A 23,073-nucleotide genomic window follows, 5' to 3' on the forward strand; every position below is an offset into this window, starting at 1 on the left:
CTAGCGCAACCCATCTGCAGCAAGAACATTGCAGCGCCTTGAAGAACCGAGCCGGACGAGCAGCACGCGCCCGGCACATCGAACACGGCAAATCGACAACGGGGGTTACGTGCGAAACGTGGCAAAGCTCGGCACATTCTTTTGGTCCGCGCTCTTCGCGTTTTTCAGCATCGGAGCGTTCGCGGCCGACAACGCGCCGCTGGAGCGCGCGCCCGACACGATGCAGGCCCGCGTGATGGGATGCGCCACATGCCACGGCTCGCAGGGCCAGGGCACCGACAACGACTACTTCCCGCGTCTGTCCGGCAAGCCCGCCGGCTATCTGTACAACCAACTGCTCGCTTTTCGCGACGGCCGGCGCAAGTATCCGCCGATGAATTACCTGCTCGCGTATCTTCCCGACGCGTATTTGAAGCAGATCGCGGAATACTTCGCGAGCGAACATCCGCCGTTTCCGCCGCCGTCGCCCGTCACCGTCGATTCGAAGACGCTAGAGCTCGGCAAGACGCTCGTCACGAAGGGCAACGCTACGCGCAACGTGCCCGCCTGCGTGAGCTGCCACGGCGCGTCGATGACCGGCATGGAGCCGGCGATTCCCGGTCTGCTCGGCCTGCATGCCGACTACATCAGCGCGCAACTCGGCGCATGGCGATACGGCACGCGCTCGACGGTCGCGCCGGATTGCATGGGGCAGGTCGCGAAACTGCTCTCCGACCGCGACATCACCGCGATCGCGGCCTACCTCGCGACGCTGCCCGCGCCGGCCGATCCGGTGCCGGTCGCCGCCGGTTCGCTCAAGATGCCGCTCGCGTGCGGCAGCGTCCACAACTAAGCGAGGACCCGACGTGCTCCGTTTTCGCCCATTCCGAGCGCTGACCGTCGCGGTCTTCATGGCGGCGTGCGCCGCGCCGATCGAACATGCCATCGCGCAGAGCGCCGACGCCGCGACCGTCAAGCGCGGCGAATATCTCGCGCGCGCGGGCGATTGCATCGCGTGCCATACGCTGCCGGCGGGCAAGACGTTCGGCGGCGGCCGTCCGATGGACACGCCCTTCGGCACGCTCTTCACGCCCAACATCTCGTCGGACAAGGAGACGGGCATCGGCAGCTGGAGCGCCGGCGAGTTCTACACGATGATGCACTCGGGCAAGTCACGCGACGGCTCGCTGCTTTATCCCGCGATGCCCTATACGTCCTATACAAAAGTCACGCGCGCCGACTCCGACGCAATCTACGCATTCCTGATGTCCACGCCGCCGGTGCATCAGCCCAACCGGCCGCACGAATTGCGTTTTCCGTTCAACCGACGCGAGCTGCTGTACGGCTGGCGTTCGCTCTTCTTTCGCGAGGGCGAGTATCAGCCGGACGCGACGCAATCCGCGGAATGGAACCGCGGCGCGTATCTCGTCGAAGGGCTCGGTCATTGCTCGATGTGCCACACCGCGATCAACGCGCTCGGCGGCAATGTGAAGTCGAAGGCGTTCGAAGGCGGGCTGATCCCGATCCAGAACTGGTACGCGCCGTCGCTCACGTCGAACAAGGAAGCGGGTCTCGGCGACTGGAGCATGGAGGACATCGTCGGCCTGCTGCATGCGGGCGTGTCGAATCGCGGCGCGGTGTATGGACCGATGGCCGAAGTTGTCTACGACAGTCTGCAATATCTGAGCGAGGAAGACGTGCGCGCGATGGCCGTCTATCTGAAGGCGCTGCCCGCGCGTTCCGGCGACAAGCCCGCGCCGCCGAGCCAGGCGGCCGTCGAGGCGCGCTCGGATCTCGCGCCGCTCGGCAAGAAGGTCTACGACCAGCACTGCGCCGAATGTCACGCGACGCAAGGCCAGGGCAAGCCGCCCGATTTCCCGCCGCTCGCGAACAATCAATCGATCGTGATGAACTCGTCGGTGAATCCGATCCGCATGGTGCTGAACGGCGGCTATCCGCCGGGCACGTTCAAGAACCCGAAGCCTTACGGCATGCCGCCGTTCGCGCAGTCGCTCTCGGATGTCGAGGTCGCGGCGGTCGTCACGTATATCCGCACCGCGTGGGGCAACCACGGCACGCCGGTTTCCGTGAAGGAAGTGAACGAGCTGCGTTCGGCGCCACTTTATTGAGCATCGACGACACCATGACCGAAGACCCGAATGAACTCGCGAAGGAAGACGCGCAACTCGACGAGATCGTGAAGCGCGGCCCGTCGGGCGCGATCGCGCTCGCGGGCATCTCGACCGCGATCGTGATCGGCATCTGGTTCATCTTTTACTTCGCCGTGTTCCTGCCGCGCGGCGTGATCCAGTGATTCATTAAGGCGTCGCATATGGCCATCCATCCAAGCTCGCACGATGTCGCCGAACGGGTCGAACGGCGCTGGGCGATTCTCGTGCTCGCGATCGTCGTCGTGCTGGTCGGCATGGTCGTCTACACCGGCGTGCACTGGGCGATGATGCCGCCCTCGCGCGTCGAGACGGTCCGCCCGGAAACGCTGCACGTATCGGGCGAATTCATCGAAAGCAATCTCGGCAGCGCGCCCGAGGCGGACGGCTCCGTGACGGTGCGTATCGTCGCGCAGCAGTATTCGTTCACGCCGCAATGTCTTGTCGTGCCGGCGGGCGTGCCGGTCACGTTCCGCGCGACGAGTTCGGATGTCGTGCACGGCTTTCTGATCACCGACACGAACATCAATTCGATGCTGGAGCCGGGCTATGTCTCGACCTTCAAGACGACCTTCGACAAGCCGGGCGACCATCTGATGCCTTGTCACGAGTATTGCGGCACCGGGCATCAGAACATGTGGGCGCATGTGAAGGTGGTGGATCGCGCCGAATTCATGCAGATGGCCGACAAGATGCCGGCCAATTCGCGGAGACTGTCCTGTGTTCAATAGCAAGCGCCTCGTCCTCGCGCATTTCTGGCTGGCGTTCATCGCCTTCGGTGTCGCGCTGCTGCTCGGCGCATGGCAGATGCTCGTGCGCAGTCCGCTGCATCCGTGGCTGCAGAATCCGGAGCTTTACTATCGCTCGGTGACGGAGCACGGCACGGTGATGGGCTACGCGTTCCCGACGCTCATCGCGATGGGCTTCGGCTATGCAGTCAGCGAGCTTGCGTTGAAGCGCCCGCTCGTGGGTTTGCGCTTCGCGTGGCTCGGCTTCTGGCTCGTCGCGATCGGCGCGGTGACGGCCACTGTGCCCGTCGCGATGGGTCTCGCATCCGTGCTCTATACCTTTTATCCGCCGATGATCGGCAACGTGTTCTATTACGTCGGCGTCGTGTTCGTCGTGGTCGGATCGTGGGTCTGGGTGGCGCTGATGTCGGTGAATCTCGCGTCGTGGAAGCGCGAGAATCGCGGCAAGCCGATCCCGCTCGCGATGTTCGCGACCGTCGCGGGCGCGTATCTGTGGGGTTGGACGGCGGTGGGCGCGGCCATCGAAGTGCTGTTCATGATTCTGCCTGTCGCGATCGGCTGGAAGACGACCATCGACGCGGGACTCGCGCGCGTGTTCTTCTCGTGGACGCTGCACGCGATCGTCTACTTCTGGCTGATGCCGGCGTATATCGCGTATTACACGATCATTCCGCGCGCGATCGGCGGCCGTCTCTACAGCGATGCGATGGCACGCATCTCGTTCATCCTGTTCCTCGTCGTGTCGATGCCCATCGGCATTCATCACTTGTTTGCCGATCCGCAAGTCGGCTCGGGCTTCAAGTTCATGCATTCGGTCTTTACGACGCTCGTCGCCGTGCCGACGTTGCTGACCGTGTTCACGATCTGCGCGTCGGTGGAGATTGCGGCGCGGCTGCGCGGCGGACGCGGCCCGCTCGGCTGGATCAAGGCGTTGCCGTGGGATAACCCGATGATGCTTGCGCTCGCGTTCTCGTTCGTGATGCTCGGTTTCGGCGGCGCGGGCGGGCTCATCAACATGAGCTATCAGCTCGATTCGACCGTGCACAACACGCAATGGGTGACGGGGCATTTCCATCTGATCTTCGGCGGCGCGATCGTCATCATGTACTTCGTGATCGCCTACGATCTGTGGCCGCATCTGACGGGCCGCGCATTGCAGAGCGTGAAGCTGATGCGCTGGCAATTGTGGCTGTGGTTCATCGGCATGATCGTGCTGACTTTTCCGTGGCATTTCGTCGGCATTCTTGGCATGCCGCGACGCATGGCGTTCTACGACTACAACGATCCGGCGCTTGCGGCGCAGGCGCTGTCCGTCGTGATATCGGTTGTCGGCGGGCTGATTCTGGTTGTGTCGGCGGTGCTGTTTTTCATCGTGCTGATAAGGGGACATCGCGCGCCGCTGGTGCAGCCCGAGGCGTTCCGCTTCAGCCGCGCGGTGCATGAGCCGCGCACGCTTCCGGTGGCGTTGAACAGCTTTGCGCTGTGGCTCGTGCTGATGATCGGGCTTACGCTCGTCAACTACGGCTATCCGATTGCGCAGTTGCTGGCGCGTTCGGACACGGCGGTGCCTGCGGTGCCGATCGGAGCGCAGCGATGAGCGACGAACGCCTCTTCACATTTCGCAATCGCTGGTTCACGGTCAGCGTGTTGGGGACGATCGCGGTTGCGGTGGTATCGGCGCTGATAGGGTTCGTGTGGCTGCCTTCGGTGCAGCGCGATGCGCAGTTCGCCGGCATCTGGAATGCGATCTGCAGCGCGGCGGGCGTGCCGCGCGAGTGGTATGCGAGCGGCGCGGCGGTCGAGCCGAAAGAGAAGCTGACGAGCGTCGAGATGACGCCTCAACTGCTCGACAAGGTGAGCGCGAATTCGATCGGACGTGGCGCGACGCTGGCTCTACGCTGCACGATGTGTCACGGCGAGCGTGGCATGAGCGAGGCCAACTCGCCGAATCTGGCGGGGCAATATGCGTCGGTGATTTACAAGCAATTGATCGATTTTCAGAAGGGCGCGCGGAGCAACGCGGTGATGTCGCCGATGGCGATGAATCTTTCGGATCAGGACATGCGCGATCTCGCTGCGTATTACGCGAACTTGCCGCGGCCGCCGGCGCAGCGCAAGGTGAGCAGTGCGCTTGCGCCGCCGATCGTCGCGCACGGTGCGCCGATGAGAAATATCGCTCCTTGCGCGGTGTGTCATGGGGGCATCGATACGAAGGCGGGGAGTCCGTGGCTCGATGGCTTGCCGGCGGCTTACACCAAATCGCAGTTGCTGGCGTTTGCCAATGGGACGCGGACCAACGATATCGATGGGGTCATGCGCAATGTCGCGCGCAACATGACGCCCGAGGAGATCGATGCTGCTGCCATGTATTACGCGCGGGAGTTGAATTCGGGGGCGAATGCGAAGTGATGTTTGGTTTGCCTTCGGCTTCTATCAAATCCGATTACGCGTCGCTCTATTGGCACTTCCCCTGTGCGGGGCTGCAGTAACTAAAACTAAAGAAAGCAGCTACTGATAGGCCGGCGGTCATGCGCGATTTGGCAATCGGGGATGCGTGTGCTTCGCTAGTGACATCGCTATCGCACTGCGTGCGCAAACCGATGGTTTCCCTTGAATGCCCGGCGGCAGCGCGTAGCGCTGTGCCGATGCTTTTTCGTGCTGAACCAGCGCGCTCAACGCATTCGGGCGGCAGACCGTGCGCGATCCAAGCTGGATTGGGCCTATGAGGGCACTCTTTAGGCGAGTGCCATCTGCGATGAGAGAACTACCCAAATTGCGTGTGACCGCGGGCCTGAAAAGCTGCTTTCTTTGCTTACTTTCTTTGCAGCGGCAAAGAAAGTGAGTGCCGCCCCGCACAGGGGCAACGCCAACAGACCGACACGAAAACGGGATCCGGCGACATAGCCCAGAGCTAGAATGCACGCCTCACCACCGCAAGACAGAGCACCCTATGAAGGCATCCACATCAATCCGCCACGAGCAACTCAGCGACATCGACGCGATCGAAATACTGACCACTGCCGCATTTCTCGATATGCCCTATTCGAGCCACACCGAGCAGTTCATCGTCAACGCATTGCGAAAAACGGGCCGCCTCACGCTATCCCTCGTTGCGGTGGAAAACGGCGACATCATTGGGCATATCGCGATCTCGCCCATCAGCATCAGCGCAACCGCGAGCGGCTGGTTCGGCCTCGGTCCGCTTTCCGTGACGCCCGCGCGTCAACGCGAAGGCATCGGCGGCGAACTCGTGAAGGAAGCGCTCGCGCACCTGAAGCGCGATGGCGCCGCGGGCTGCGTCGTGCTCGGCGATCCAGGTTATTACGGACGCTTCGGCTTCCGACCCGAATCCGCGCTCACGCTCCCCGGCGTGCCCGCCGAATACTTCCAGGCGTTAGCTTTCAGCGAAAAAGTCCCCGCCGGAACCGTTTCTTTCGACAAAGCCTTCGATGCCCGCGCCTGACGCCTGAAAGCAATCGCCGCTAAGCCGCAAGGGGTTTCGTTGCCGCGAGAGAACGCTTTCTGTATCGTGGCCCGAAGAATGCTGAAAAAGTCAGCAGGCCAAGGAAAGAACCCCGAAATGGAACCTCAAAGCGAAGCGATAAAAACCGACGTGTTGATCATAGGCGCGGGCCCGGTCGGGCTATTCGCGGCCTTCGAGGCGGGCGTCATCGGCCTCTCGTGCCAGATCGTCGATACGCTCGGCCGCATCGGCGGACAGTGCATCGAGCTCTACCCCGACAAGCCGATCTACGATATCCCCGCGATTCCCTCATGCACCGCGCGCGAGCTCGTCGATCGCCTGCTGGAACAGATTCGTCCCTTCGACGTGCCGATCCACCTCGATCAACGCGTGCAATCCGTCACGCAGCGCGATGACGATCATCGCTGGACCGTGACTACCGAAAACGGCATGACTTTCGATTGCGCCGCGATCCTCATCGCCGCGGGCAACGGCGCGTTCGTTCCGCAGCGTCTGCAGTTGCCCGAAGCCGCCGCGCTCGAAGGCCGCGACGTGCATTACAGCGTCTCGCGCGCGGCCGATTTCGCGGACAAGGAGATCGTCGTCGCGGGCGGCGGCGACTCGGCGCTCGACTGGGCGCTCGCATTGAAGGACATCGCCAGGAAGCTCACGCTCGTGCATCGGCGCAACGGGTTTTCGGCAGCCGCGAATTCCGTCGCGACGATGAAGCGCGCGGTCGAAGCCGGTGAGATGTCGTTCGTCGTCGGCATGATCGAATCGCTCGATGCGCCCGATGGCGTGCTGCGCGGCGCACGCATCAAGCAGGTGGAAGGCTCGACCGATCTGGCCGTCGACAAGATCGTCGCGCTCTACGGTCTCGTGTCGGAGCTCGGGCCGATCGCGACATGGAATCTCGACGTGCGCGGCGGCCGCATCGAAGTGGATACGTCCAACTATGAATCGTCGCGGCCGGGCATTTTCGCAGTCGGCGATATCGCCAACTATCCGAACAAGCAGAAGCTCATTCTGTCGGGCTTTCACGAAGCGTCGCTCGCGTTGCGCAAGGCGTATTCGTACGCGTATCCCGAGAAAAAGCGCGTGCATGTACATTCGAGCTACGACGCCAAGCTCGCCGAGCGCGTGAGCGCGGCGCACACGGCCGATCACGCGTGATCGCACGCATCGTCGGATGGCTGTTCCTCGCGTTGCTCGCCGGCGCGGCGATGTTCGGCTACGCGGTCTATTCGAAACGCATCGTGCTGCCCGAGCGTTACGATCCTTTCGCACCGCTCGACGTGCGCGCGCCGCAAGGTCCGCTCACGCGCTTCAAATTATGGCGCACGATGCACGACGCGCAACGCTGCGATGCCGCGCTCGCACGCTCGGGTCTCGTCTATCGCGAGATGGCCGATGCGACCGGACCGGGCGGATGCGCGCTCCAAAGCGTCGTACGCGTCACGCAATCGCAAGACGTGCGCTTCAGCGCGCCGTTTCTCGCGACGTGTCCGCTCGCGCTCGGCATCGCCTACTTCGAGCATCAATATCTTCAGGCGGCCGCGCTCGATACATATGGCGAGCGCATCGCGCGCATCGAGCATGTCGGCAGTTATGCTTGCCGCAATGTGAATCATCAGCAGGACGCGGCGCTGAGCCAGCACGCGAGCGCGAACGCCATCGATCTAACCGGCTTCGTGCTCGATGACGGACGCCGCATCACGCTCGCTCGTTGGGACGATGCCGCGTCGCCCGACGGCCAGTTCCTGCGCCGCGTTCACGAAGGCGCGTGTCATGCCTTCGATACCACATTAGGCCCCGACTACAACGCCTTGCACAAGACGCACTTTCACGTCGACATGGGTCCGTATCGCGTTTGTCGCTGAACTACGCGTGTCGATGCGAAGGATTGCGGCACGTCGCATGATCGTGCGGCTGATCGTTCCACGCCGATCCGAGGATGATGCTGCAGAAGTTCAGGCGCCTGTAGTTCGGGTCTTTCAGCGCGAGGACATCGGCCTTGACGTTGCCGAAAGTGGATTCCGGCTTGGCGATCGTCCCTTTGGCGAAGGCGTCGATGATGCCTTCCTTGAAGTTCGCCTCGCGCGGATGCGCCGCAACGACGAGCCGGCGTTGATCGGCGCTGAACTCGTCGTAGGCGAGACCGAGCACATCCATCTCGACGCCCGCCGTGACGAGCGCGACCACCGGTTTCTTGTGCTGCGGAATGCCGGGCGTCGTGTGCAGCGCGATCGCATCCCACACCTGCTCGATCTCGCTTTCGCCGATGCCATGCCCGCGCAGGAAATCGCGCGCCGCGTTCGCGCCATCGACTTCGAAGCGGTCGTGCGGGCTGCTGTATGCATCGGTGAGGCCCATGTCGTGGAACATCGCGCCGATATAAAGCAGTTCGGGATCGTATTTCAGCCGCTTGCGTTCGCCCGCGAGCGCGCCGAACAGGAACACGCGGCGCGAGTGATGATAGAGCAGGTCGGGTTCCGTATCGCGTACGAGTTGCGTGGCTTCGCGCGCCATCTGGCTGTCGGGAATGCTCATGCCTGCGATGATTTCGCTCATGTTTGAAGCTCCGGAATGTGAGTCGATGAAAGACGCGAAGCGTCGTGCGTTGCTAAAATCGCGCAGCGCGTCCGATGCCTTCAGTCTCTTCAAAAGGCGCTCGCGTCTCAATCGAAACGACGCGTCGAACTCTGCCAGGCGCACGCCGTCTTCCGCCACGCGCGCTCATCACCGACTTTCTCTCCGATGCCGACAGTTGCAATCGCAATCTTTCAGGGCGTGCAGGCGCTCGATGTGGCCGGTCCCGTCGATGTCTTCGCGGAAGCGAACGGCTTCATCGCTGCCTCGGACGCGTATGAGATCACGCTTGTCGGACCGGAGGAGCGCATCGTGCGCGCGTCGAACGGCACGCGGCTCGTCGCGGATCTGCCGTTCGACAAAGCCGATCGCCATTACGGCACGGCGCTCGTCGCGGGCGGTCCGAGCCTTCCCGTCGATGAACCCGATCGGCGCCTCTGCACCTGGCTCGTCGATACGGCGTCGCGCTGCGAGCGTTACGGCTCGATCTGCACCGGCGCATTCGCGCTCGGTCACGCGGGCCTGCTCGACGGCCGCAATGTCACCACGCACTGGCAGAATGCGCCGCGGCTCGCGGAGCGTTTTCCGCGCGCACGCGTCGAACTCGATCGCATTTATATGCGCGACGGCAATCTCGTCACGTCGGCGGGCGTGACGGCGGGCATCGATGTCGCGCTCGCGCTCGTCGCCGAAGATCACGGCGCGCAAGTCGCGCTCGCGGTCGCGAAACGGCTCGTCGTATTCGCGCAGCGGCGCGGCGGACAATCGCAGTTCAGCCCGTATCTGAGCGCCCCCGCCGACGACACGTCGCCGGTCGCGAAAGTGCAGGCGTACGTCATGGAGCACATCGGCGAGCGGCTGTCCGTCGCGCGCATGGCGAGCGTCGCGGGCATGAGCGAGCGCAACTTCGCGCGCGCCTTCGTGCAACTCGCGCAGTTGACGCCGCACGAGTTCGTCGAACGGGCGCGCGTCGACGCGGCGCGCAATATGCTCGAAAGCAGCGACAAGCCGCTGAAAACCGTCGCCTACGACTGCGGCTTCGGCACGGCGGACCGCATGCGGCTCGTGTTCACGCGGCGGCTCGGTGTATCGCCGAATGATTATCGACTGAGCTTTCGCACGCGCTTTGTGAAGTGATCGGGGCGCTGGCGCGCCGACGCGTGACGCCGGGTTCGCTAAAATTCGAGATGAACGCGGCCCGTGCGACAGTGCGCGCGCCGCAGAATCCACCCTCGACATATCGGAACAGCGAATGACGAAACAAGAGACCGCCACGCAAGATCCCTACGAACGACGCGCACTGCTGCTGCATCTCGGCGACGTGCTGGAGTCCGTGTTTTGCCTGAGCCAATGCGCCGACGAATACGCGAGCATCGGCGAAGCGGTGAAGGGCAACGACGCGCTCGCGGGCTTCACGCTGCTCGGCTTCGTCGACGCGACCATGCCGCCGCGCGATTTCATCCGCCGTGCATCGGGTGCGTTTTTCGTTTGGCCGAAAGCGCTGCTCGATGAAACGCTGAATCGCCCGATGCTGGCGAACACCGTGAAGCACGATCTCTTCGCGGACAACGCGAAGGGCTGGAACGCCTACATGGAAGAGCGGCGCAAGGAAGTGCCGTGGTTCGGCGAGGATCTCCCCGAAGTCGCAACGAGCGCGGCGCCTGCGCACGAAGCCACGCCGGCAGCGGAAGCGGAAAAGCCGTCGCGCTATTCGACGTGGCCGTGGCCGGACAAGCCGGCCGACGCGTGATCTACTGCTTCTTGCTCATGCCGCTCGCGCCCGAGTCGAAGCCGAGTCCGTTCGGCCGGTCGGGCGCTGCGCCCTTGCCCGATGACGTCTTGCCCGGCCGCGTCTTCAGCGCATCGCTGGCATTCGCGGCGGCCGCAGCGGGCGGCGTCACGTTTTTCTCCTGATACGCGGGCGTACTGTCGTAATCGAGCTTGTTCGGTTTTTGCGGCGCCTGCTGCGCGCTCGCCACGACGGCCAATGTGCCGCCGAGCAGAATCCCCGTCATGCGCCCGAGTGTGCCGATTGTGGGTCTCATCTGCTTCCTCCCTTTGTTCTGCACGTTCTCTTCGTTCAGCAAGGCGCGGACCCGCCCGCAAGTGGCGCGCGGTCGCAGACCCGCCGATGCGTAAAGCATGCTTGTCCGCGCGCAAGGCTTGCTGCGATAGGCGGCGCGCGTCTGGCGCGCGTTGATTGTGGTCAAAGGCGCGACCGACCCTCGCTCGGACAATTCTCACTTTTAACGTGAGTGAGCTAAAAATGAGAAAGGGTCTCGGGGCAATCGTCATGGCATGCGCGGCGTTGTTCGCGGGCGCGGCGCAGGCGGCAGGCGATGCATCGTCGAGCGATGCGATGGGCGGCATCCACGCCGGCGATGTGCTGGTTCGCCTGCGCGCGATCAGCATTCAGCCCGATGTGACAGCGGGGGGCACGCTCGGCACGCTCGGTGTCAACGTCAACAACGCGATCGTGCCGGAGGTCGATTTCACGTACATGATCCGCGATGACATCGGTGTGGAATTGATTCTCGGCACGTCGCGGCATCAGGTGACATCGAACATCGGCGGGCTTGGCGGCGTGGGCGTGCTGCCGCCGACGCTGCTCCTGCAATATCACTTCAATCACGCGGGGCGCGTGCGTCCGTATGTCGGCGCGGGCGTGAACTATACGTACTTCTACAACGACAAGCTCAAGGCGGGCGACACGCCGGTGTCGATCAAGCACAGCAGCTTCGGCCCGGCGTTGCAGGTGGGCGTCGACGTACAGGTGGCGAAGAATTTGTTCGTCAACGCCGACGTGAAGAAGATCTGGATGCGAACGAGCGCATCGGCGGGCGGCGCCGATCTCGGCTCGCTCAAGATCGATCCGTGGGTGATCGGCCTTGGCGTCGGCATGAAGTTCTGATGCGCGGTTCATCGCGGCAAATGTGCGCCGCGCCGCGCATCGTCTGAAAGTTGGCGGAAGATGCCAGTGCTTCTGGCGTGGACGGTTCGGCGGGCGCGGTATCCTTGACAGCAGGCCCGGCGCAGACTCGCGTCGCTCGAAGTGTGTCCGAGCGGCGCAAGAAACTGCAACGACTAATAAAACCGCATCGGGGAACTGCAAGCCAATGAGACCTTCCACTTACGCGGGATTCGTTTTGCTCGCGGCGTGTGGCGCCGCCTTCGCGCAACAGCCGCTCACCGTGCCAGGCCGCAGCCAGAGCGCGTGGCAGCAATCGATCGATAACGCCGCCTGCTACGGCTACGCCAATCAGACGACCAAAGTGAACATGGCGCGCGAGTCGCAAGCGCCATCGCGCGACGCTCAGGCGCAGCGCGACACGCGCACGCTCACGCCGCCGCGTCCGGTCGAGCCGCCGTTGCCGGCGAGTGCGGCGGGCGCATCGGGTGCGCTCGCGGCGTCTGCGGCGGCGCCTGCATCGGGCGCATCGGCGGCGATCGCCGCGTCGGGTGCGTCCGGCGCGACGGGCGTGACCGCCTTGCCGCATCCCGCATCCGGCGCGATGCCCGGCATGCCGGCGATGCCCGCATCGATGGCGGCGGGCGCATCCGGCGCATCCGACGCGATCTACGGCGGCGACATGAAGATGCCGCCGCTGCCGCCGCCCGAGCCGCCGATGACGCGCTACTGGCGCGCCTACAGCGAATGCATGCAGAACCGCGGCTACTTCACCCGATGAATCAGCCGCTTCACGAAGGCGGATGTGCGTGCGGCGCGGTGCGGGTGCGCGTCGCGGGCGCGCCGAAGGAAGTGAATCTGTGTCACTGCATGACGTGCCGGCGCATCCACGGTGCGCCGTTCGGCGTTTACGCGATCTTTCCGCGCGATGCGTTTGCCGTGACGGGCCAAACGGTCGCGTGGGCGAGCTCCGCGACGGGCAGGCGGCATCATTGCCCGCTGTGCGGATCGCCGGTCTATCTGGCGTTCGACGGCGTCGACGAAATCGAGGTGCCGACCGGCATCTTCGATGAAACCGGCCTTTATCCGCCGCAGTACGAAATCTGGTGCAAAAGCGCCGAGCCGTGGCACGACGCGCAAGGACGGCCGCGCTTTGTACGCGGCGCGCCCTGATTCAACCCGTCAGCATTCGACGATCGCTTTCACGACGCCCGCTTTCGGATCGAGCAGCGACGAGAACTGCGTCGGCACATCGCTCAGCGTCAGACGATGCGTGTTGAGCGCATCCGTCGGCACTTCGCCCTTGCGCATCGCGGCGAGCACGGTCTCGAAGTCCTCGGGCGTCGCGTTGCGGCTCGCGAGCAGCGTCGCTTCGCGCTTGTGGAACTCCGGATCGGCGAAGGAAATGCGATCCGGCACGATCGACACCAGCACGTACTTCCCGCCGTGCGCGATGAATTCGAAGCCGCGTTCCATCGCGCGCGAATTGCCGGTCGCGTCGAACACCACATCGAAGAATTCGCCATTCGTGAGCGTCGACAGTTGTTCCTTGTCCTGCTCGCCGATCTGCACGGTCGCGTCCACTTTCAGTTCGCGCTTGCAGAACGCGAGCCGGTCTTCGCGCGTATCGAGCGCGGTGACGTTCGCGCCGCGCAGCCGCGAGAAGGTGATGGCCGCCATGCCGATCGGACCCGTGCCGACAACCAGCACGCGCTGCCCCGGCTGCACGTCCGCGCGACGCACGGCGTGCGCGCCGATCGCGAGGAATTCGACCATCGCGGCCTGATCGAGCGTGACGCCCTCGGCCTTATGGACGAATTGCGCGGGCAGATTCAGATATTCGGTGAACGCGCCATCGCGATGCACGCCGAGCACCTGAATGTTCACGCAGCAATTCGTCTTGCCCTGACGGCACGCGATGCACTTGCCGCACGACAGATACGGCATCACGTAGACGGTGTCGCCCGCCTTCAGCCCGCTCGATGCGTCCGCTTCCTCGATCACGCCCGACAGCTCGTGGCCCATCACGCGCGGATACGACAGATAAGGCTGATTGCCGGTGAAGATGTGCAGGTCCGTGCCGCACACGCCGACGCGCTTCACGCGCAGCAGCACTTCGTTGTCGGCGCGCTGCGGTTTCTCGCGCTGTTCGGCTTTCAGGGTTCCGGGCGTTTCGCAGATGACGGTCAGCATGCTGGATGTCTCGATATGTCGTTGGAGTGGGGCGTCCGTCAATCTAACGATGCGCGCCGATTTGGTCAAGCCAATTTCAATATCGAAAAAGTGGTAAGGCCGGATGCGCAGCCAGCGGCGCGGGCGGTTTCGCCTTATATTTCCACCAGAGCAAATCGCTCGGACAAGCGAAAAAAGGACGGCAAGTGCAGCAGCTTCATGAATTCGTCGAGCGGCATCCGCGGCTTTTCGTGCTGTCGGGCGCGGGCATCAGCACGGAATCGGGCATTCCCTGTTATCGCGATCGCGAAGGCCAGCGCACGGGCCGCGCGCCCATTCTGCTGAAGGACTTTCTCGGTTCGGACTACGCGCGCCGGCGTTATTGGGCGCGCAGCCTCATCGGCTGGCCGGTCGTGCAGAACGCGCAGCCGAACGCCGCGCATCACGCGCTGCGCGCGCTCGCCGCGCGTTCCCGGGTACATCGGCTCGTCACGCAGAATGTCGACGGATTGCACACGCGCGCCGGCAATCCCGATGTGATCGAGCTGCACGGCAATATCGGGCGAGTGCGCTGCATCGAATGCGGCGAGCGGCATACGCGCGCGGCCGTGCAGCGGATGCTGGAAGCGGCGAATCCGGATTTCGTCGGCTATACGGCGCCCGCGGTGCCCGACGGCGACGCGCATATCGAAGATCTCGATTTCGCCGCCTTCGACGTGCCCGGCTGCACGCGCTGCGGCGGCGTGCTCAAGCCCGACGTCGTGTTCTTCGGCGAGAGCGTGCCGCGCGCGCTCGTCGACGACGCGGCACGCTCGCTCGAAGCCGCCGATGCGATGCTCGTCGTCGGCTCATCGCTGATGGTGTATTCGGGCTATCGCTTTTGCGAGTGGGCCGCGAAAAGCGGCAAGCCGATCGCGGCCATCAACATCGGCAAGACACGCGCCGACGCGCTCCTCGCGCTGAAAGTCGAAGCGCCGTGCTCGGACGCGCTCGAACGCCTGATCGAGCATCTCGACGCACGGCCGGTGACGCGCTGACGCTTACTTCGCTTCGCGCGCAAGCGCCGCGATGCCTTCGACGAGACGCTCGGCATCCGACATGCGCGAGAAGAGCGCGGGCGTCACGCGGACGACTTCGCCCGCGTCGGGGCCGGGCCGCGTCACCGTGAAGACGCCGAAGCGATCGCGCAGCGCGGCGACGATCGCATCGCAACCTGCTTTCGTCGCGCGCCCGTTCAGGCGGAACGCAGTGATGCCGGCGGTCATCGACGGATCGTGCGGCGTCAGAATCTGCACGCCGGGAAGCTCGCTCGCGGGCTTCGCCCAGGCATCGCGCAACGCACGCAGACGCGCTTCCTTCGCCTTCGCACCGATGCGCCGATGCACGTCCAGCGCCGACGGCAGCGTGAACCACGCGGCGAAGTTCGGCGAGCCGGTATGCACGCGCGCGCGGATATCGTCGGCGGGCCAGGAGCGGTCGCCGAGATACGGATCGATCGACGCGACGTGTCCCTTCCGGATGTAGATCGCGCCGCAGCCGAGCGGCGCGCCGATCCACTTGTGCAGGTTCAGCGCGGCGAACGGCGCGTTCAAGTCGGGCACGTCGAAAGCGAGTTGCCCCCACGAATGCGCGGCATCGACGATCACGTCCGCGCCGGCTTCCTTCGCCATCGCCGAAATCTCCGCGACCGGGATCACGAGGCCCGTCGCGAAGCAGACGTGCGACAACAGCACGAGCCGCGTGCGCGGATGCGCGCGCAGCGCCTTCGCGTAGGTGTCGAGCACCGCTTCGCGCGTCGCGGGCTCCGGCATCGTAATACGCACGGGCGTGACGCCGCGCCGCTCGCGCAGCCATTCCATCGCGTCCTTGCCGCACGGGTAATCGAGATCGCTGTAGAGCACCGTGTCGCCCGGCGCGAGGCGGTTGTGGCCGCTGATGAGCGCGAGCAGCGCTTCGGTCGCGTTGCGCGTCAGCTCGATCTCCTCGACCGCGCAGCCCATTTCCATCGCGACGCGCTCCCGCAAACCCTGATACAGCGACATCAGATGCGGGCGGATCAGAAGCGTCGTCTCGCGGTTCACGCGCTCGGTCCAGTAATGGAACATCGCCTTGACCGGCTCGGTCATCGCACCCCAGAAGCCGTTCTCAAGGTTGATGAGCTCGTCGGAGTGACGCCACAGCGCGCGCACCGCATCCCAGTAGCGTTCGTTCGTGGCGAGACCGGCGGTTGGCGTCGGCGGAAGCGTCGCGAGCGCATCGGCGAATCCGGGCGTGCGCTGATCGAGGATCTCGGGCATCGGAATGTAGAAGTTCGTGGAAAGAAAATGAAATGCTTACCTAACTTCGCGCATCTGTATGGTAACGGTATTACCGAACGTCGTGGACAAAGTGCAGACTATTTGCATCTTTTCCCTTCAGTCCAAAAATCGTGAGCCGTAATCAGCTTTAGAGCGTCGCGCATCTTTTGCGCTCGATCGTTCGCTCGCGTAGCAGTATGCCGCGCGAAGCGATCACACGGACGCCGTATGTCCCCCGAACGGACCCTGAGAGAACCCTGAAAATGAACCTCAAGAACATCACGATCAAGAACAGGCTGATCGCTGGCTTCGGCATTCTGGCGGTGCTGGTCGTGCTGGTGGCAGGCATGTCGCTGCGCGCGCTGTCCGTCGCGACGGACGGCTTCGCGCACTATGTCAACGGCATCAACGCGCGCGCCGATGTCGCCGGTCAGATTCGCACGGCCGTCGACCGCCGCGCGATCGCCGCGCGCAATCTCGTGCTCGTCACGAAACCGTCCGATATCGAACTCGAGCAAGCCGAAGCCACGCGCGCCCACGAGGACGTGCAGGCGCGCCTGAAGCAACTCAACGACATGCTCGCCAGCGCGAGCGATACGAGCGACAAGGCGAAGAGTCTCGCCGCCGAAATGATGCGCGTGGAGGCGCTGTACGGTCCCGTCGCGACGAAGATCGCCGGGCTGGCGCTCGCGGGCAAGCACGAGGAAGCGGTGACGGCGCTCGACGACGAGTGCCGTCCGCTGCTCGCGCAACTCGTCAAGGCCACCGACGACTACGCGGCCTACACCGCGACGCGCCGCGAGGAAATCGTGCGCGCGGATCAGGCGAGCTATCGGACGCAGCGCAACGTGCTGATCGCGCTATGCGTGGTGGCGGCGCTCTTCGCGGTGATCGGCGGCGTGCTGGTCACGCGCTCGATCACGGCGCCGATCGGCGAGGCGGTCGGCATCGCGCAGACGGTGGCGCGCGGCGATCTGACGAGCCGCATCGTCGCGAATACGAAGGACGAAACGGGCGATTTGCTGCGCGCGCTCGCCACGATGAACGCGCGCCTCACCGACATCGTGAGCCGCGTGCGCGAAAGCAGCGGCGCGGTCGGCGGCGCGGCAAAGGAGCTCGCGACCGGCAATACCGATCTGAGCCAGCGCACCGAAGAGCAGGCCGCTTCCCTGCAGGAGACGGCGGCGAGCATGGAAGAGCTCACGTCGACGGTGCGTCAGAACGCCGAGAACGCGCAGCAGGCGAGTTCGCTTGCATCGAACGCGTCGGATATCGCGAAGAAGGGCAGCGATGTCGTCGGCCGAGTCGTGAACACGATGAACGGCATCAGCGACAGCTCGGACAGGATCGCGGATATCACGGGCATCATCGAGGGCATCGCGTTCCAGACCAACATTCTCGCGCTCAACGCGGCCGTGGAAGCGGCGCGCGCGGGCGAGCAGGGCCGCGGTTTCGCGGTCGTCGCGAGCGAAGTGCGCAGCCTCGCGCAGCGTTCGTCGACGGCGGCGAAGGAAATCAAGGAACTGATCGCGGATTCGGTGGGCAAGGTGCGCGACGGCTCGCTGCTGGCAAGCGAAGCGGGCACGACGATGGCCGAAGTGACGCAGGCCGTCGCGCGCGTGACGGACATCATGCAGGAGATCGCGGCGGCGTCCGCGGAGCAGGGGCGCGGCATCGAGCAGGTGAATCTCGCGATCACGCAGATGGACGAGGTCACGCAGCAGAACGCCGCGCTCGTCGAAGAAGCCGCCGCCGCCGCGACGTCGCTCGAAGAGCAGGGGCGCAGGCTCAACGAGGCGGTCGCGTTCTTCACGGTGGAAGGCGCGACGGCTGCGATCACGCAGGCCGCGCCGCGCGTGGCGCACGCGCCGCGCACGCCGGTTGCGAAACCCGCGCCGCGCGTCGCTCAAGCGGCCGTGGCGCAGCCCGCCACCGCCGACGGCTGGAGCACGTTCTGACGCCGCTTCAGGCGTTCACGTCGACGATCACGCGCCCCTTCACCTCGCCGCGCAGCAGACGCGCGGCGACGTCGGGCGCATCGGCGAGCGGGATCGTCGTCGCGACGCTTTCGATGGTCGCGACCGGCACTTCATCGGCGATTGCCCGCCACGCCGCGATGCGCCGCTCGCGCGGCACGTAGACGCTGTCCACGCCGAGCAGCGCGACGCCGCGCAGGATGAACGGCGCGACCGACGCCGGCAGATCCATGCCTTGCGCGAGGCCGCACGCGGCGACTGCGCCGCCATAGCGCAGGCTCGCGCAGATGTTCGCGAGCGTGTGACTGCCGACGCAATCGACGGCCGCCGCCCAGCGCTCTTTCTGCAGCGGCTTGCCCGGCTCGGAAAGCGTCGCGCGCTCGACGATATCCGCCGCGCCCAGTTCGCGCAGCCGCGCGGCTTCCTCGGGACGGCCCGTCGACGCGATCACGCGATAGCCGCGCTTTGCCAGAATCGCGACCGCGAAGCTGCCGACGCCGCCGTTCGCGCCCGTCACGAGCACGTCGCCGTCCTGTGCGCCGATGCCGTGCTTTTCCAGCGCCTGCACGCAAAGCATCGCGGTATAGCCCGCGGTGCCGACGGCCATCGCCTGGCGCGTCGTGATGTTCGCGGGCAGCGCGATCAGATGAGCGGCGCTCACGCGCGCCTTCTGCGCGAGCCCGCCCCAATGCGTTTCGCCGGCGCCCCAGCCGTTCATCACGACTTTGTCGCCGGGCTTGTAATCCGGATGCGAACTCGTCTCGACGACACCCGCGAAGTCGATGCCCGGCACCATCGGCCAGGTGCGTACGACGGGCGCCTTGCCGGTGATCGCGAGTCCGTCCTTGTAGTTGAGCGTGGAGAAGTCGACGCGCACGAGCACGTCGCCGCCATCGCCGGATGAAGCGAGTCGGGCTTCGTCGATCGACTGAATGGACGCGACCGTGCGGTCGTCCTGTTTGTCGAGGATGAGGGCTTTGAACATCGGCTGGCTCCGGTTGAACGCGGGCGAGGCGGCGCGCGGCCGCCCCGTCAGGCACTACGGCGAATCAATGATGCTCGAATTGCGCGCGCGGGATCGGCGTCGCCTTCACCTTGTTGTACTGGAACTCGGGCAGCGCCTTGATCGCCTCCTTGGTCGCGCCCGCGAGCACGAACTGGCCGTTTTTCACGTCCAGTTGCTCGATCGGAATCGCGACGTCGTGACGCGCCACGCCGAGGAACTTGTTAGCGGCGATGATCGCGAACGAAACGGACTTGTCGGGCGCGACGATGATGTCGTTGATGACGCCGACGCGTTGTCCCTGTTCGTTGACGACCGGCTTGTTCAACACGGATTTCTTGATGCTCCAGCCATCGATGATGGCGGTCGATACTTCGACGGATACGCCGAGCGGCTGCGTGCCTGCGACTTGGGCGAACGATGCCGTGGAAGTCAGGCCAAGTGCCGACGATGCAACGAGCAGTGCCACGAGTTTCGATTTCATTGGTTCGATTCCTCAAAGGATTGGGGCAATCCGGTTCAATTGAAATGCGCGATTCAAGCTTCCAGCGCGGTAGAAGTTTGAACGTTTATCGTGGTTTCTGCAGGAACGGTGTCAGGTGGCGTCGCGCGCACTGCAATAGTGCGAACGTGCGGTGCGCGCGGTCAATGCGAGATCCGCTTGAGCGCGTCGCCTTTGTGAACGGCGCGCTTGCCGCTCTTGTCGCTTTCGACTTCGAAATGCGGATCGTCGTGCGATGCGTTGACCGTGTGGCCGTCGAGCGTCGTGCGCTCGGTGACGATGCGCACGATGCGGCCCGTCGTTTCGCCTTGCGGCGTATTCCAGCGGACGTGATCGTGCAGCTTGAAGGATTGGCCCATGGCTTGCGCTCCCGGAAAAAGTGGACGTTTCCCGAAGCGCAACGGCCATGCCCGTCATGTCAGGCGGGAAAGCGTCGCCTCGTCGGACTGGCCGTCGAAATATCGGCGCAGCGCTTCTTCGAAGACGGCGGGATCGTCGGCGGTGTGCGCGAAAAGGGTCATCGACGAATGGAATTTCATGTCGTCCGGATAGCCGAAAATCTGCCCGGCAGTGCGTCCCTGCAGCCCGTTGACGATGCGCGTCAGCTCGACGAGCCGCGCGCCCAGCACGGGATGCGCGAGATAGGCGCGGGCTTCGTCGCGCGACGAAATCGCGTAGTGCTGCGCCATTGCGCTGTGCCCGAGGCCGACGATCTGCGGGAACACGAACCACATCCAGTGCGTGCGTTTGTGGCCGGCGGAAAGCTCGGCGCGCACGTCGTCGATGACGCTTTCCTGTGCGTCGACGAAACGCTGCAGGTCGTACGGATCGCTCATGCTCATCTCCTTACGCGACCGCATCGGCGATGCGCTTTCGCATCGCTTCATCGGGATAGTTGCCGATGCCCGCGCGCGCGTTATCGATCATGTATTCGCGGCGTCCGGTGCCGGGGATCACGCAGGTCACGGCCGGGTTGCCCAGCACGAACTTCAGCAGGAGCTGTGCCCACGACGTGCAGCCGATTTCCTGCGCGAAATCCGGCAGCGGCCGGTTGCGCAGGCCCGCGAGCAGCGATCCGCCGCCGAACGGCTGATTCACGATGACCGCGACGCCGCGCTCGGCGGCGAGCGGCAGAAGGCGCGCTTCGGCATCGCGGTCGTTGGCGGCGTAGTTGATCTGCACGAAATCGATGCGCTCCGAGCGCAGCACCGCCTCGACCTGCGCAAACGCGCTCGACGTGTAATGCGTGACGCCGATGTAGCGGACCTTGCCGGCGGCTTTCCAGTCGCGCAGCGTGGCGAGATGCGTGCGCCAGTCGAGCAGATTGTGAATCTGCATGAGATCGACGCGATCGGTCTGCCACAAGCGCAGCGATTGCTCCATCTGCGCGATGCCGGCCTCGCGTCCGTCGGTCCAGACTTTCGTCGCGATGAACGCTTTGTCGCGCGTATGCGATTGCGCGAGCAGCGCGCCCGCGACGGCTTCGGAGGAGCCGTACATCGGCGATGAATCGATTACCGAGCCGCCCGCGGCGAAAAGCGCGCGCAGGACCTCGGCGAGCTCGCGGCGGCGGGCGGGGTCGTCGCCGGCGTCGAAGGTGCGCCAGGTGCCGCAGCCGATGACGGGCAAAGGCTCTTTCGTCGACGGGATCGGGCGGGTGTGCATGGGTTGGGCTGCCTGTGCCGTGTCGAATGCCTGCGTGGCGAGCGCGGCGGCGGTCAGGCGGAGGAAAGCGCGGCGGTTGGGCATGGGCGGGGCGATGTCAGCGGGAGAGTTTGCATAGTAGAGAACATCGGGCGATCCGTTTCGAACGTTCGTCAGCGAACGCGCAATCCGACGCCGATGCTTTCATCGGCACAGCCCAGTGCCACCCACGATTCTTTCTCTCCCCGAAACGCCTTTTGACGCAAAGTGCCTTCCCCCATTGGGCCGATACATCTACCTTGGATTGACGCTTTTTTGCGCTCGCGATGCATCGGGGAACTAACATACCGCCTCCCGCCCGCAGCCTTCCTACAAAAAATCAGCATGGCCGATATCGACAACATACGAGACATGGCGCCGCTCGACCTCATCCGCACTTTGCGAGCAGCAGGACGCGCCGCCGAAGCCTGTGCGCTCGCCTGGCAACTCGCCGCGTCGGCGAACCCGGATTGCTGGCTTGCCCAACTCGGCGTCGACCTGAGCTTTCTCGGGATGCACGCGCAAGCCGAGAAATTCCTGAAGCTCGGACTCGAAGAGCCGCTTTCGCAGGCCAATCGATACGCGCTGACCGAAGAGCTATGCATGGTGCAGTTCGCCCTCGGCAAGTTTCACGAGGCGAACGAACGCTATCGCACGATCCGCGGCAGATCGTATGCCGAAGTCTTTCATCAACTCGTTCTCGAATCCGATCCCGATTGGGCCGGCGCGCTCCCGGACAAGCTGCTCGGCATGGACGAGTCCGTCGCGGGCAAGCGAATTTTCATTTCCGCGGAGGGCGGCTTCGGCGATTTCGTGCAGTTCTCGCGCTACATCGACGCGCTGCTGCGCGAAGGGGCGAGCATGATCGTCTCCGAGCAATTTTCGGGTTGGGAGGAAGTCTTCCGACAGAGCGAGCAGGTCAAGCTGTCGATGGCGACGCAAGAGCAGCGCGCGGCCGAACTCGCGTGCTGCGATCGCGTGACCTTCGGTTTCAGTCTCTACGCGCGCTATCAACGCTCGCCATACTTTCCGATGGAAAATCCCGCCGCGCGCATCGCCATCGATCCGGCCAAGCGTTTGTCCGATGACGCCAATGCGCTGCTGAACGTCGAAACGACGCGCCCGAAAATCGGCCTGATCTGGAGAAGCGCGAGCGGCGTGCGGCACGAACCGTATCGTTCGATGCCGCTTCAGCGGCTCGAATCCTTGCTGACGAATCAGGCTTGTCAGTTCTATTCGCTGCAAGTCGGCGAACTCGGCGACGACGAACGCGCGATCATGAACCGCCACGGCGTGACCGATATCGCGCCGCATCTCTCGACCTTCGGCGACACGGCCCGCGTGCTGGAGAAGCTCGATCTGCTCGTCACCATCGATACGGGCACGGGGCATCTCGCCGGCGCGCTGAATCGGCCGGTGCGGGTGTTGCTGTCGCGGGCCTGCGACAGCCGCTGGCTCGACTGTCAGCGCTTCACGCCGTGGTATCCGTCGATGCGGCTCTATCGTCAGACCCAACTGGGCGACTGGACGCAGCCGCTCGCCGATCTCTGCGCCGACCTCGCATCCTTCAGTGCTTCTTCAGCG

25 protein-coding genes and 1 pseudogene are annotated in these 23,073 nt (G+C 64.5%); 17 read left to right on the forward strand and 9 right to left on the reverse strand.

Annotated features, from left to right (window positions below; all coding sequences use genetic code 11):
• The first annotated feature begins 220 nt into the window (after positions 1-220).
• The 9 genes from BG60_RS15750 (at position 221) to BG60_RS15790 (ending at position 8,239) form a co-directional block, all read left to right on the forward strand.
• Complete coding sequence (locus tag BG60_RS15750) at positions 221-832, forward strand: c-type cytochrome (RefSeq protein WP_081851858.1); 612 nt, start codon at positions 221-223, stop codon at positions 830-832.
• Positions 833-890: 58 nt separating this feature from the next.
• A complete protein-coding gene (locus BG60_RS15755) occupies positions 891-2,108 on the forward strand; it encodes a c-type cytochrome (RefSeq protein WP_008353197.1) in 1,218 nt (405 codons plus the stop codon).
• Between the two features lie 14 nt (positions 2,109-2,122).
• On the forward strand, positions 2,123-2,293 hold the full coding sequence (locus BG60_RS39030) for a hypothetical protein (protein WP_033537070.1): 171 nt from the start codon (positions 2,123-2,125) through the stop codon (positions 2,291-2,293).
• A gap of 18 nt (positions 2,294-2,311) precedes the next feature.
• On the forward strand, positions 2,312-2,878 hold the full coding sequence (locus BG60_RS15765) for a cupredoxin domain-containing protein (protein ID WP_008353200.1): 567 nt from the start codon (positions 2,312-2,314) through the stop codon (positions 2,876-2,878).
• Positions 2,868-4,493, forward strand: a complete 1,626-nt coding sequence (locus tag BG60_RS15770) for a b(o/a)3-type cytochrome-c oxidase subunit 1 (RefSeq protein WP_008353201.1) — start codon at positions 2,868-2,870, stop codon at positions 4,491-4,493. The genes BG60_RS15765 and BG60_RS15770 overlap by 11 nt, the downstream gene beginning before the upstream one ends.
• Entirely contained in the window at positions 4,490-5,305 is an 816-nt protein-coding gene (locus tag BG60_RS15775; RefSeq protein ID WP_008353203.1) for a c-type cytochrome, read from the forward strand. The genes BG60_RS15770 and BG60_RS15775 overlap by 4 nt, the downstream gene beginning before the upstream one ends.
• A 541-nt stretch (positions 5,306-5,846) precedes the next feature.
• Positions 5,847-6,359, forward strand: a complete 513-nt coding sequence (locus BG60_RS15780) for a GNAT family N-acetyltransferase (protein ID WP_008353205.1) — start codon at positions 5,847-5,849, stop codon at positions 6,357-6,359.
• A 117-nt stretch (positions 6,360-6,476) separates the two neighbouring features.
• Positions 6,477-7,532, forward strand: a complete 1,056-nt coding sequence (locus BG60_RS15785; protein ID WP_008353206.1) for an NAD(P)/FAD-dependent oxidoreductase — start codon at positions 6,477-6,479, stop codon at positions 7,530-7,532.
• Positions 7,529-8,239: an extensin-like domain-containing protein gene (locus BG60_RS15790; protein WP_008353209.1), complete on the forward strand. Its 711-nt coding sequence runs from the start codon at positions 7,529-7,531 to the stop codon at positions 8,237-8,239. Before BG60_RS15785 ends, BG60_RS15790 begins: the two co-directional genes overlap by 4 nt.
• A gap of 1 nt (position 8,240) precedes the next feature.
• On the opposite strand, the gene BG60_RS15795 is transcribed toward BG60_RS15790, so the two are convergent.
• Complete coding sequence (locus BG60_RS15795) at positions 8,241-8,930, reverse strand: HD domain-containing protein (protein WP_033537069.1); 690 nt, start codon at positions 8,928-8,930, stop codon at positions 8,241-8,243.
• Positions 8,931-9,116: 186 nt separating this feature from the next.
• On the opposite strand from BG60_RS15795, the gene BG60_RS15800 reads away from it, so the two are divergent.
• Both BG60_RS15800 and BG60_RS15805 read left to right on the forward strand, forming a co-directional pair.
• Entirely contained in the window at positions 9,117-10,085 is a 969-nt protein-coding gene (locus BG60_RS15800; protein ID WP_008353212.1) for a GlxA family transcriptional regulator, read from the forward strand.
• Positions 10,086-10,200: 115 nt separating this feature from the next.
• On the forward strand, positions 10,201-10,698 hold the full coding sequence (locus tag BG60_RS15805) for a hypothetical protein (RefSeq protein ID WP_008353214.1): 498 nt from the start codon (positions 10,201-10,203) through the stop codon (positions 10,696-10,698).
• Position 10,699: 1 nt separating this feature from the next.
• On the opposite strand, the gene BG60_RS15810 is transcribed toward BG60_RS15805, so the two are convergent.
• On the reverse strand, positions 10,700-10,993 hold the full coding sequence (locus tag BG60_RS15810; RefSeq protein WP_144403815.1) for a hypothetical protein: 294 nt from the start codon (positions 10,991-10,993) through the stop codon (positions 10,700-10,702).
• A 248-nt stretch (positions 10,994-11,241) separates the two neighbouring features.
• Here BG60_RS15810 and BG60_RS15815 point away from each other — a divergent pair, with 248 nt between their 5' ends.
• The 3 genes from BG60_RS15815 (at position 11,242) to BG60_RS15825 (ending at position 13,029) form a co-directional block, all read left to right on the forward strand.
• Positions 11,242-11,859, forward strand: coding sequence for an OmpW/AlkL family protein (locus BG60_RS15815; RefSeq protein WP_008353218.1), 618 nt, complete (start codon positions 11,242-11,244; stop codon positions 11,857-11,859).
• Between the two features lie 205 nt (positions 11,860-12,064).
• The gene (locus tag BG60_RS15820) at positions 12,065-12,637 is read left to right on the forward strand and encodes a hypothetical protein (RefSeq protein ID WP_033537049.1); all 573 of its coding nucleotides are present in this window, start codon (positions 12,065-12,067) and stop codon (positions 12,635-12,637) included.
• Positions 12,634-13,029 carry a GFA family protein gene (locus tag BG60_RS15825; RefSeq protein WP_008353220.1) on the forward strand — a complete coding sequence of 132 codons (396 nt, stop codon included), beginning with the start codon at positions 12,634-12,636 and terminating at the stop codon, positions 13,027-13,029. The genes BG60_RS15820 and BG60_RS15825 overlap by 4 nt, the downstream gene beginning before the upstream one ends.
• Before the next feature lie 9 nt (positions 13,030-13,038).
• On the opposite strand, the gene BG60_RS15830 is transcribed toward BG60_RS15825, so the two are convergent.
• A complete protein-coding gene (locus tag BG60_RS15830) occupies positions 13,039-14,049 on the reverse strand; it encodes a zinc-binding alcohol dehydrogenase family protein (RefSeq protein WP_008353221.1) in 1,011 nt (336 codons plus the stop codon).
• 179 nt (positions 14,050-14,228) lie between these two features.
• Between BG60_RS15830 and BG60_RS15835 the strand changes: the two are divergent.
• Positions 14,229-15,065: pseudogene (locus tag BG60_RS15835) on the forward strand (NAD-dependent protein deacetylase); the annotation flags it as partial.
• Positions 15,066-15,068: 3 nt separating this feature from the next.
• Here BG60_RS15835 and BG60_RS15840 read toward each other — a convergent pair.
• The gene (locus BG60_RS15840; protein ID WP_008353223.1) at positions 15,069-16,325 is read right to left on the reverse strand and encodes an aminotransferase class V-fold PLP-dependent enzyme; all 1,257 of its coding nucleotides are present in this window, start codon (positions 16,323-16,325) and stop codon (positions 15,069-15,071) included.
• A gap of 263 nt (positions 16,326-16,588) precedes the next feature.
• Here BG60_RS15840 and BG60_RS15845 point away from each other — a divergent pair, with 263 nt between their 5' ends.
• Entirely contained in the window at positions 16,589-18,283 is a 1,695-nt protein-coding gene (locus BG60_RS15845) for a methyl-accepting chemotaxis protein (protein ID WP_008353224.1), read from the forward strand.
• Between the two features lie 7 nt (positions 18,284-18,290).
• On the opposite strand, the gene acuI is transcribed toward BG60_RS15845, so the two are convergent.
• The 5 genes from acuI to BG60_RS15870 form a co-directional block, all read right to left on the reverse strand.
• Positions 18,291-19,286, reverse strand: coding sequence for an acrylyl-CoA reductase (NADPH) (gene acuI, locus BG60_RS15850; protein ID WP_008353225.1), 996 nt, complete (start codon positions 19,284-19,286; stop codon positions 18,291-18,293).
• A 64-nt stretch (positions 19,287-19,350) separates the two neighbouring features.
• Positions 19,351-19,788 carry a PRC-barrel domain containing protein gene (locus BG60_RS15855; protein ID WP_008353227.1) on the reverse strand — a complete coding sequence of 146 codons (438 nt, stop codon included), beginning with the start codon at positions 19,786-19,788 and terminating at the stop codon, positions 19,351-19,353.
• Between the two features lie 161 nt (positions 19,789-19,949).
• Positions 19,950-20,165 carry a hypervirulence associated TUDOR domain-containing protein gene (locus tag BG60_RS15860; RefSeq protein ID WP_034471954.1) on the reverse strand — a complete coding sequence of 72 codons (216 nt, stop codon included), beginning with the start codon at positions 20,163-20,165 and terminating at the stop codon, positions 19,950-19,952.
• A 54-nt stretch (positions 20,166-20,219) separates the two neighbouring features.
• A complete protein-coding gene (locus BG60_RS15865; protein WP_008353230.1) occupies positions 20,220-20,642 on the reverse strand; it encodes a DUF1810 domain-containing protein in 423 nt (140 codons plus the stop codon).
• Between the two features lie 10 nt (positions 20,643-20,652).
• The gene (locus BG60_RS15870; RefSeq protein WP_008353233.1) at positions 20,653-21,555 is read right to left on the reverse strand and encodes an aldo/keto reductase; all 903 of its coding nucleotides are present in this window, start codon (positions 21,553-21,555) and stop codon (positions 20,653-20,655) included.
• Between the two features lie 279 nt (positions 21,556-21,834).
• Here BG60_RS15870 and BG60_RS15875 point away from each other — a divergent pair.
• Positions 21,835-23,073: glycosyltransferase family 9 protein (locus BG60_RS15875; RefSeq protein WP_152563209.1), on the forward strand; the 1,239-nt coding region annotated here is incomplete at its 3' end.

This window comes from Caballeronia zhejiangensis (genome assembly GCF_000698575.1).
GTDB lineage: Bacteria > Pseudomonadota > Gammaproteobacteria > Burkholderiales > Burkholderiaceae > Caballeronia > Caballeronia zhejiangensis.

Coding starts and splice junctions, on each gene's coding strand:
- BG60_RS15750 (WP_081851858.1), top strand. CDS start 221: ATGCAGGCCCGCGTGATGGGATGCGCCACATGCCACGGCTCGCAGGGC.
- BG60_RS15755 (WP_008353197.1), top strand. CDS start 891: ATGGCGGCGTGCGCCGCGCCGATCGAACATGCCATCGCGCAGAGCGCC.
- BG60_RS39030 (WP_033537070.1), top strand. CDS start 2,123: ATGACCGAAGACCCGAATGAACTCGCGAAGGAAGACGCGCAACTCGAC.
- BG60_RS15765 (WP_008353200.1), top strand. CDS start 2,312: ATGGCCATCCATCCAAGCTCGCACGATGTCGCCGAACGGGTCGAACGG.
- BG60_RS15775 (WP_008353203.1), top strand. CDS start 4,490: ATGAGCGACGAACGCCTCTTCACATTTCGCAATCGCTGGTTCACGGTC.
- BG60_RS15780 (WP_008353205.1), top strand. CDS start 5,847: ATGAAGGCATCCACATCAATCCGCCACGAGCAACTCAGCGACATCGAC.
- BG60_RS15785 (WP_008353206.1), top strand. CDS start 6,477: ATGGAACCTCAAAGCGAAGCGATAAAAACCGACGTGTTGATCATAGGC.
- BG60_RS15795 (WP_033537069.1), bottom strand. CDS start 8,930: ATGAGCGAAATCATCGCAGGCATGAGCATTCCCGACAGCCAGATGGCG.
- BG60_RS15800 (WP_008353212.1), top strand. CDS start 9,117: ATGCCGACAGTTGCAATCGCAATCTTTCAGGGCGTGCAGGCGCTCGAT.
- BG60_RS15805 (WP_008353214.1), top strand. CDS start 10,201: ATGACGAAACAAGAGACCGCCACGCAAGATCCCTACGAACGACGCGCA.
- BG60_RS15810 (WP_144403815.1), bottom strand. CDS start 10,993: ATGAGACCCACAATCGGCACACTCGGGCGCATGACGGGGATTCTGCTC.
- BG60_RS15815 (WP_008353218.1), top strand. CDS start 11,242: ATGGCATGCGCGGCGTTGTTCGCGGGCGCGGCGCAGGCGGCAGGCGAT.
- BG60_RS15820 (WP_033537049.1), top strand. CDS start 12,065: ATGAGACCTTCCACTTACGCGGGATTCGTTTTGCTCGCGGCGTGTGGC.
- BG60_RS15825 (WP_008353220.1), top strand. CDS start 12,634: ATGAATCAGCCGCTTCACGAAGGCGGATGTGCGTGCGGCGCGGTGCGG.
- BG60_RS15830 (WP_008353221.1), bottom strand. CDS start 14,049: ATGCTGACCGTCATCTGCGAAACGCCCGGAACCCTGAAAGCCGAACAG.
- BG60_RS15840 (WP_008353223.1), bottom strand. CDS start 16,325: ATGCCCGAGATCCTCGATCAGCGCACGCCCGGATTCGCCGATGCGCTC.
- BG60_RS15845 (WP_008353224.1), top strand. CDS start 16,589: ATGAACCTCAAGAACATCACGATCAAGAACAGGCTGATCGCTGGCTTC.
- acuI (WP_008353225.1), bottom strand. CDS start 19,286: ATGTTCAAAGCCCTCATCCTCGACAAACAGGACGACCGCACGGTCGCG.
- BG60_RS15855 (WP_008353227.1), bottom strand. CDS start 19,788: ATGAAATCGAAACTCGTGGCACTGCTCGTTGCATCGTCGGCACTTGGC.
- BG60_RS15860 (WP_034471954.1), bottom strand. CDS start 20,165: ATGGGCCAATCCTTCAAGCTGCACGATCACGTCCGCTGGAATACGCCG.
- BG60_RS15865 (WP_008353230.1), bottom strand. CDS start 20,642: ATGAGCGATCCGTACGACCTGCAGCGTTTCGTCGACGCACAGGAAAGC.
- BG60_RS15870 (WP_008353233.1), bottom strand. CDS start 21,555: ATGCCCAACCGCCGCGCTTTCCTCCGCCTGACCGCCGCCGCGCTCGCC.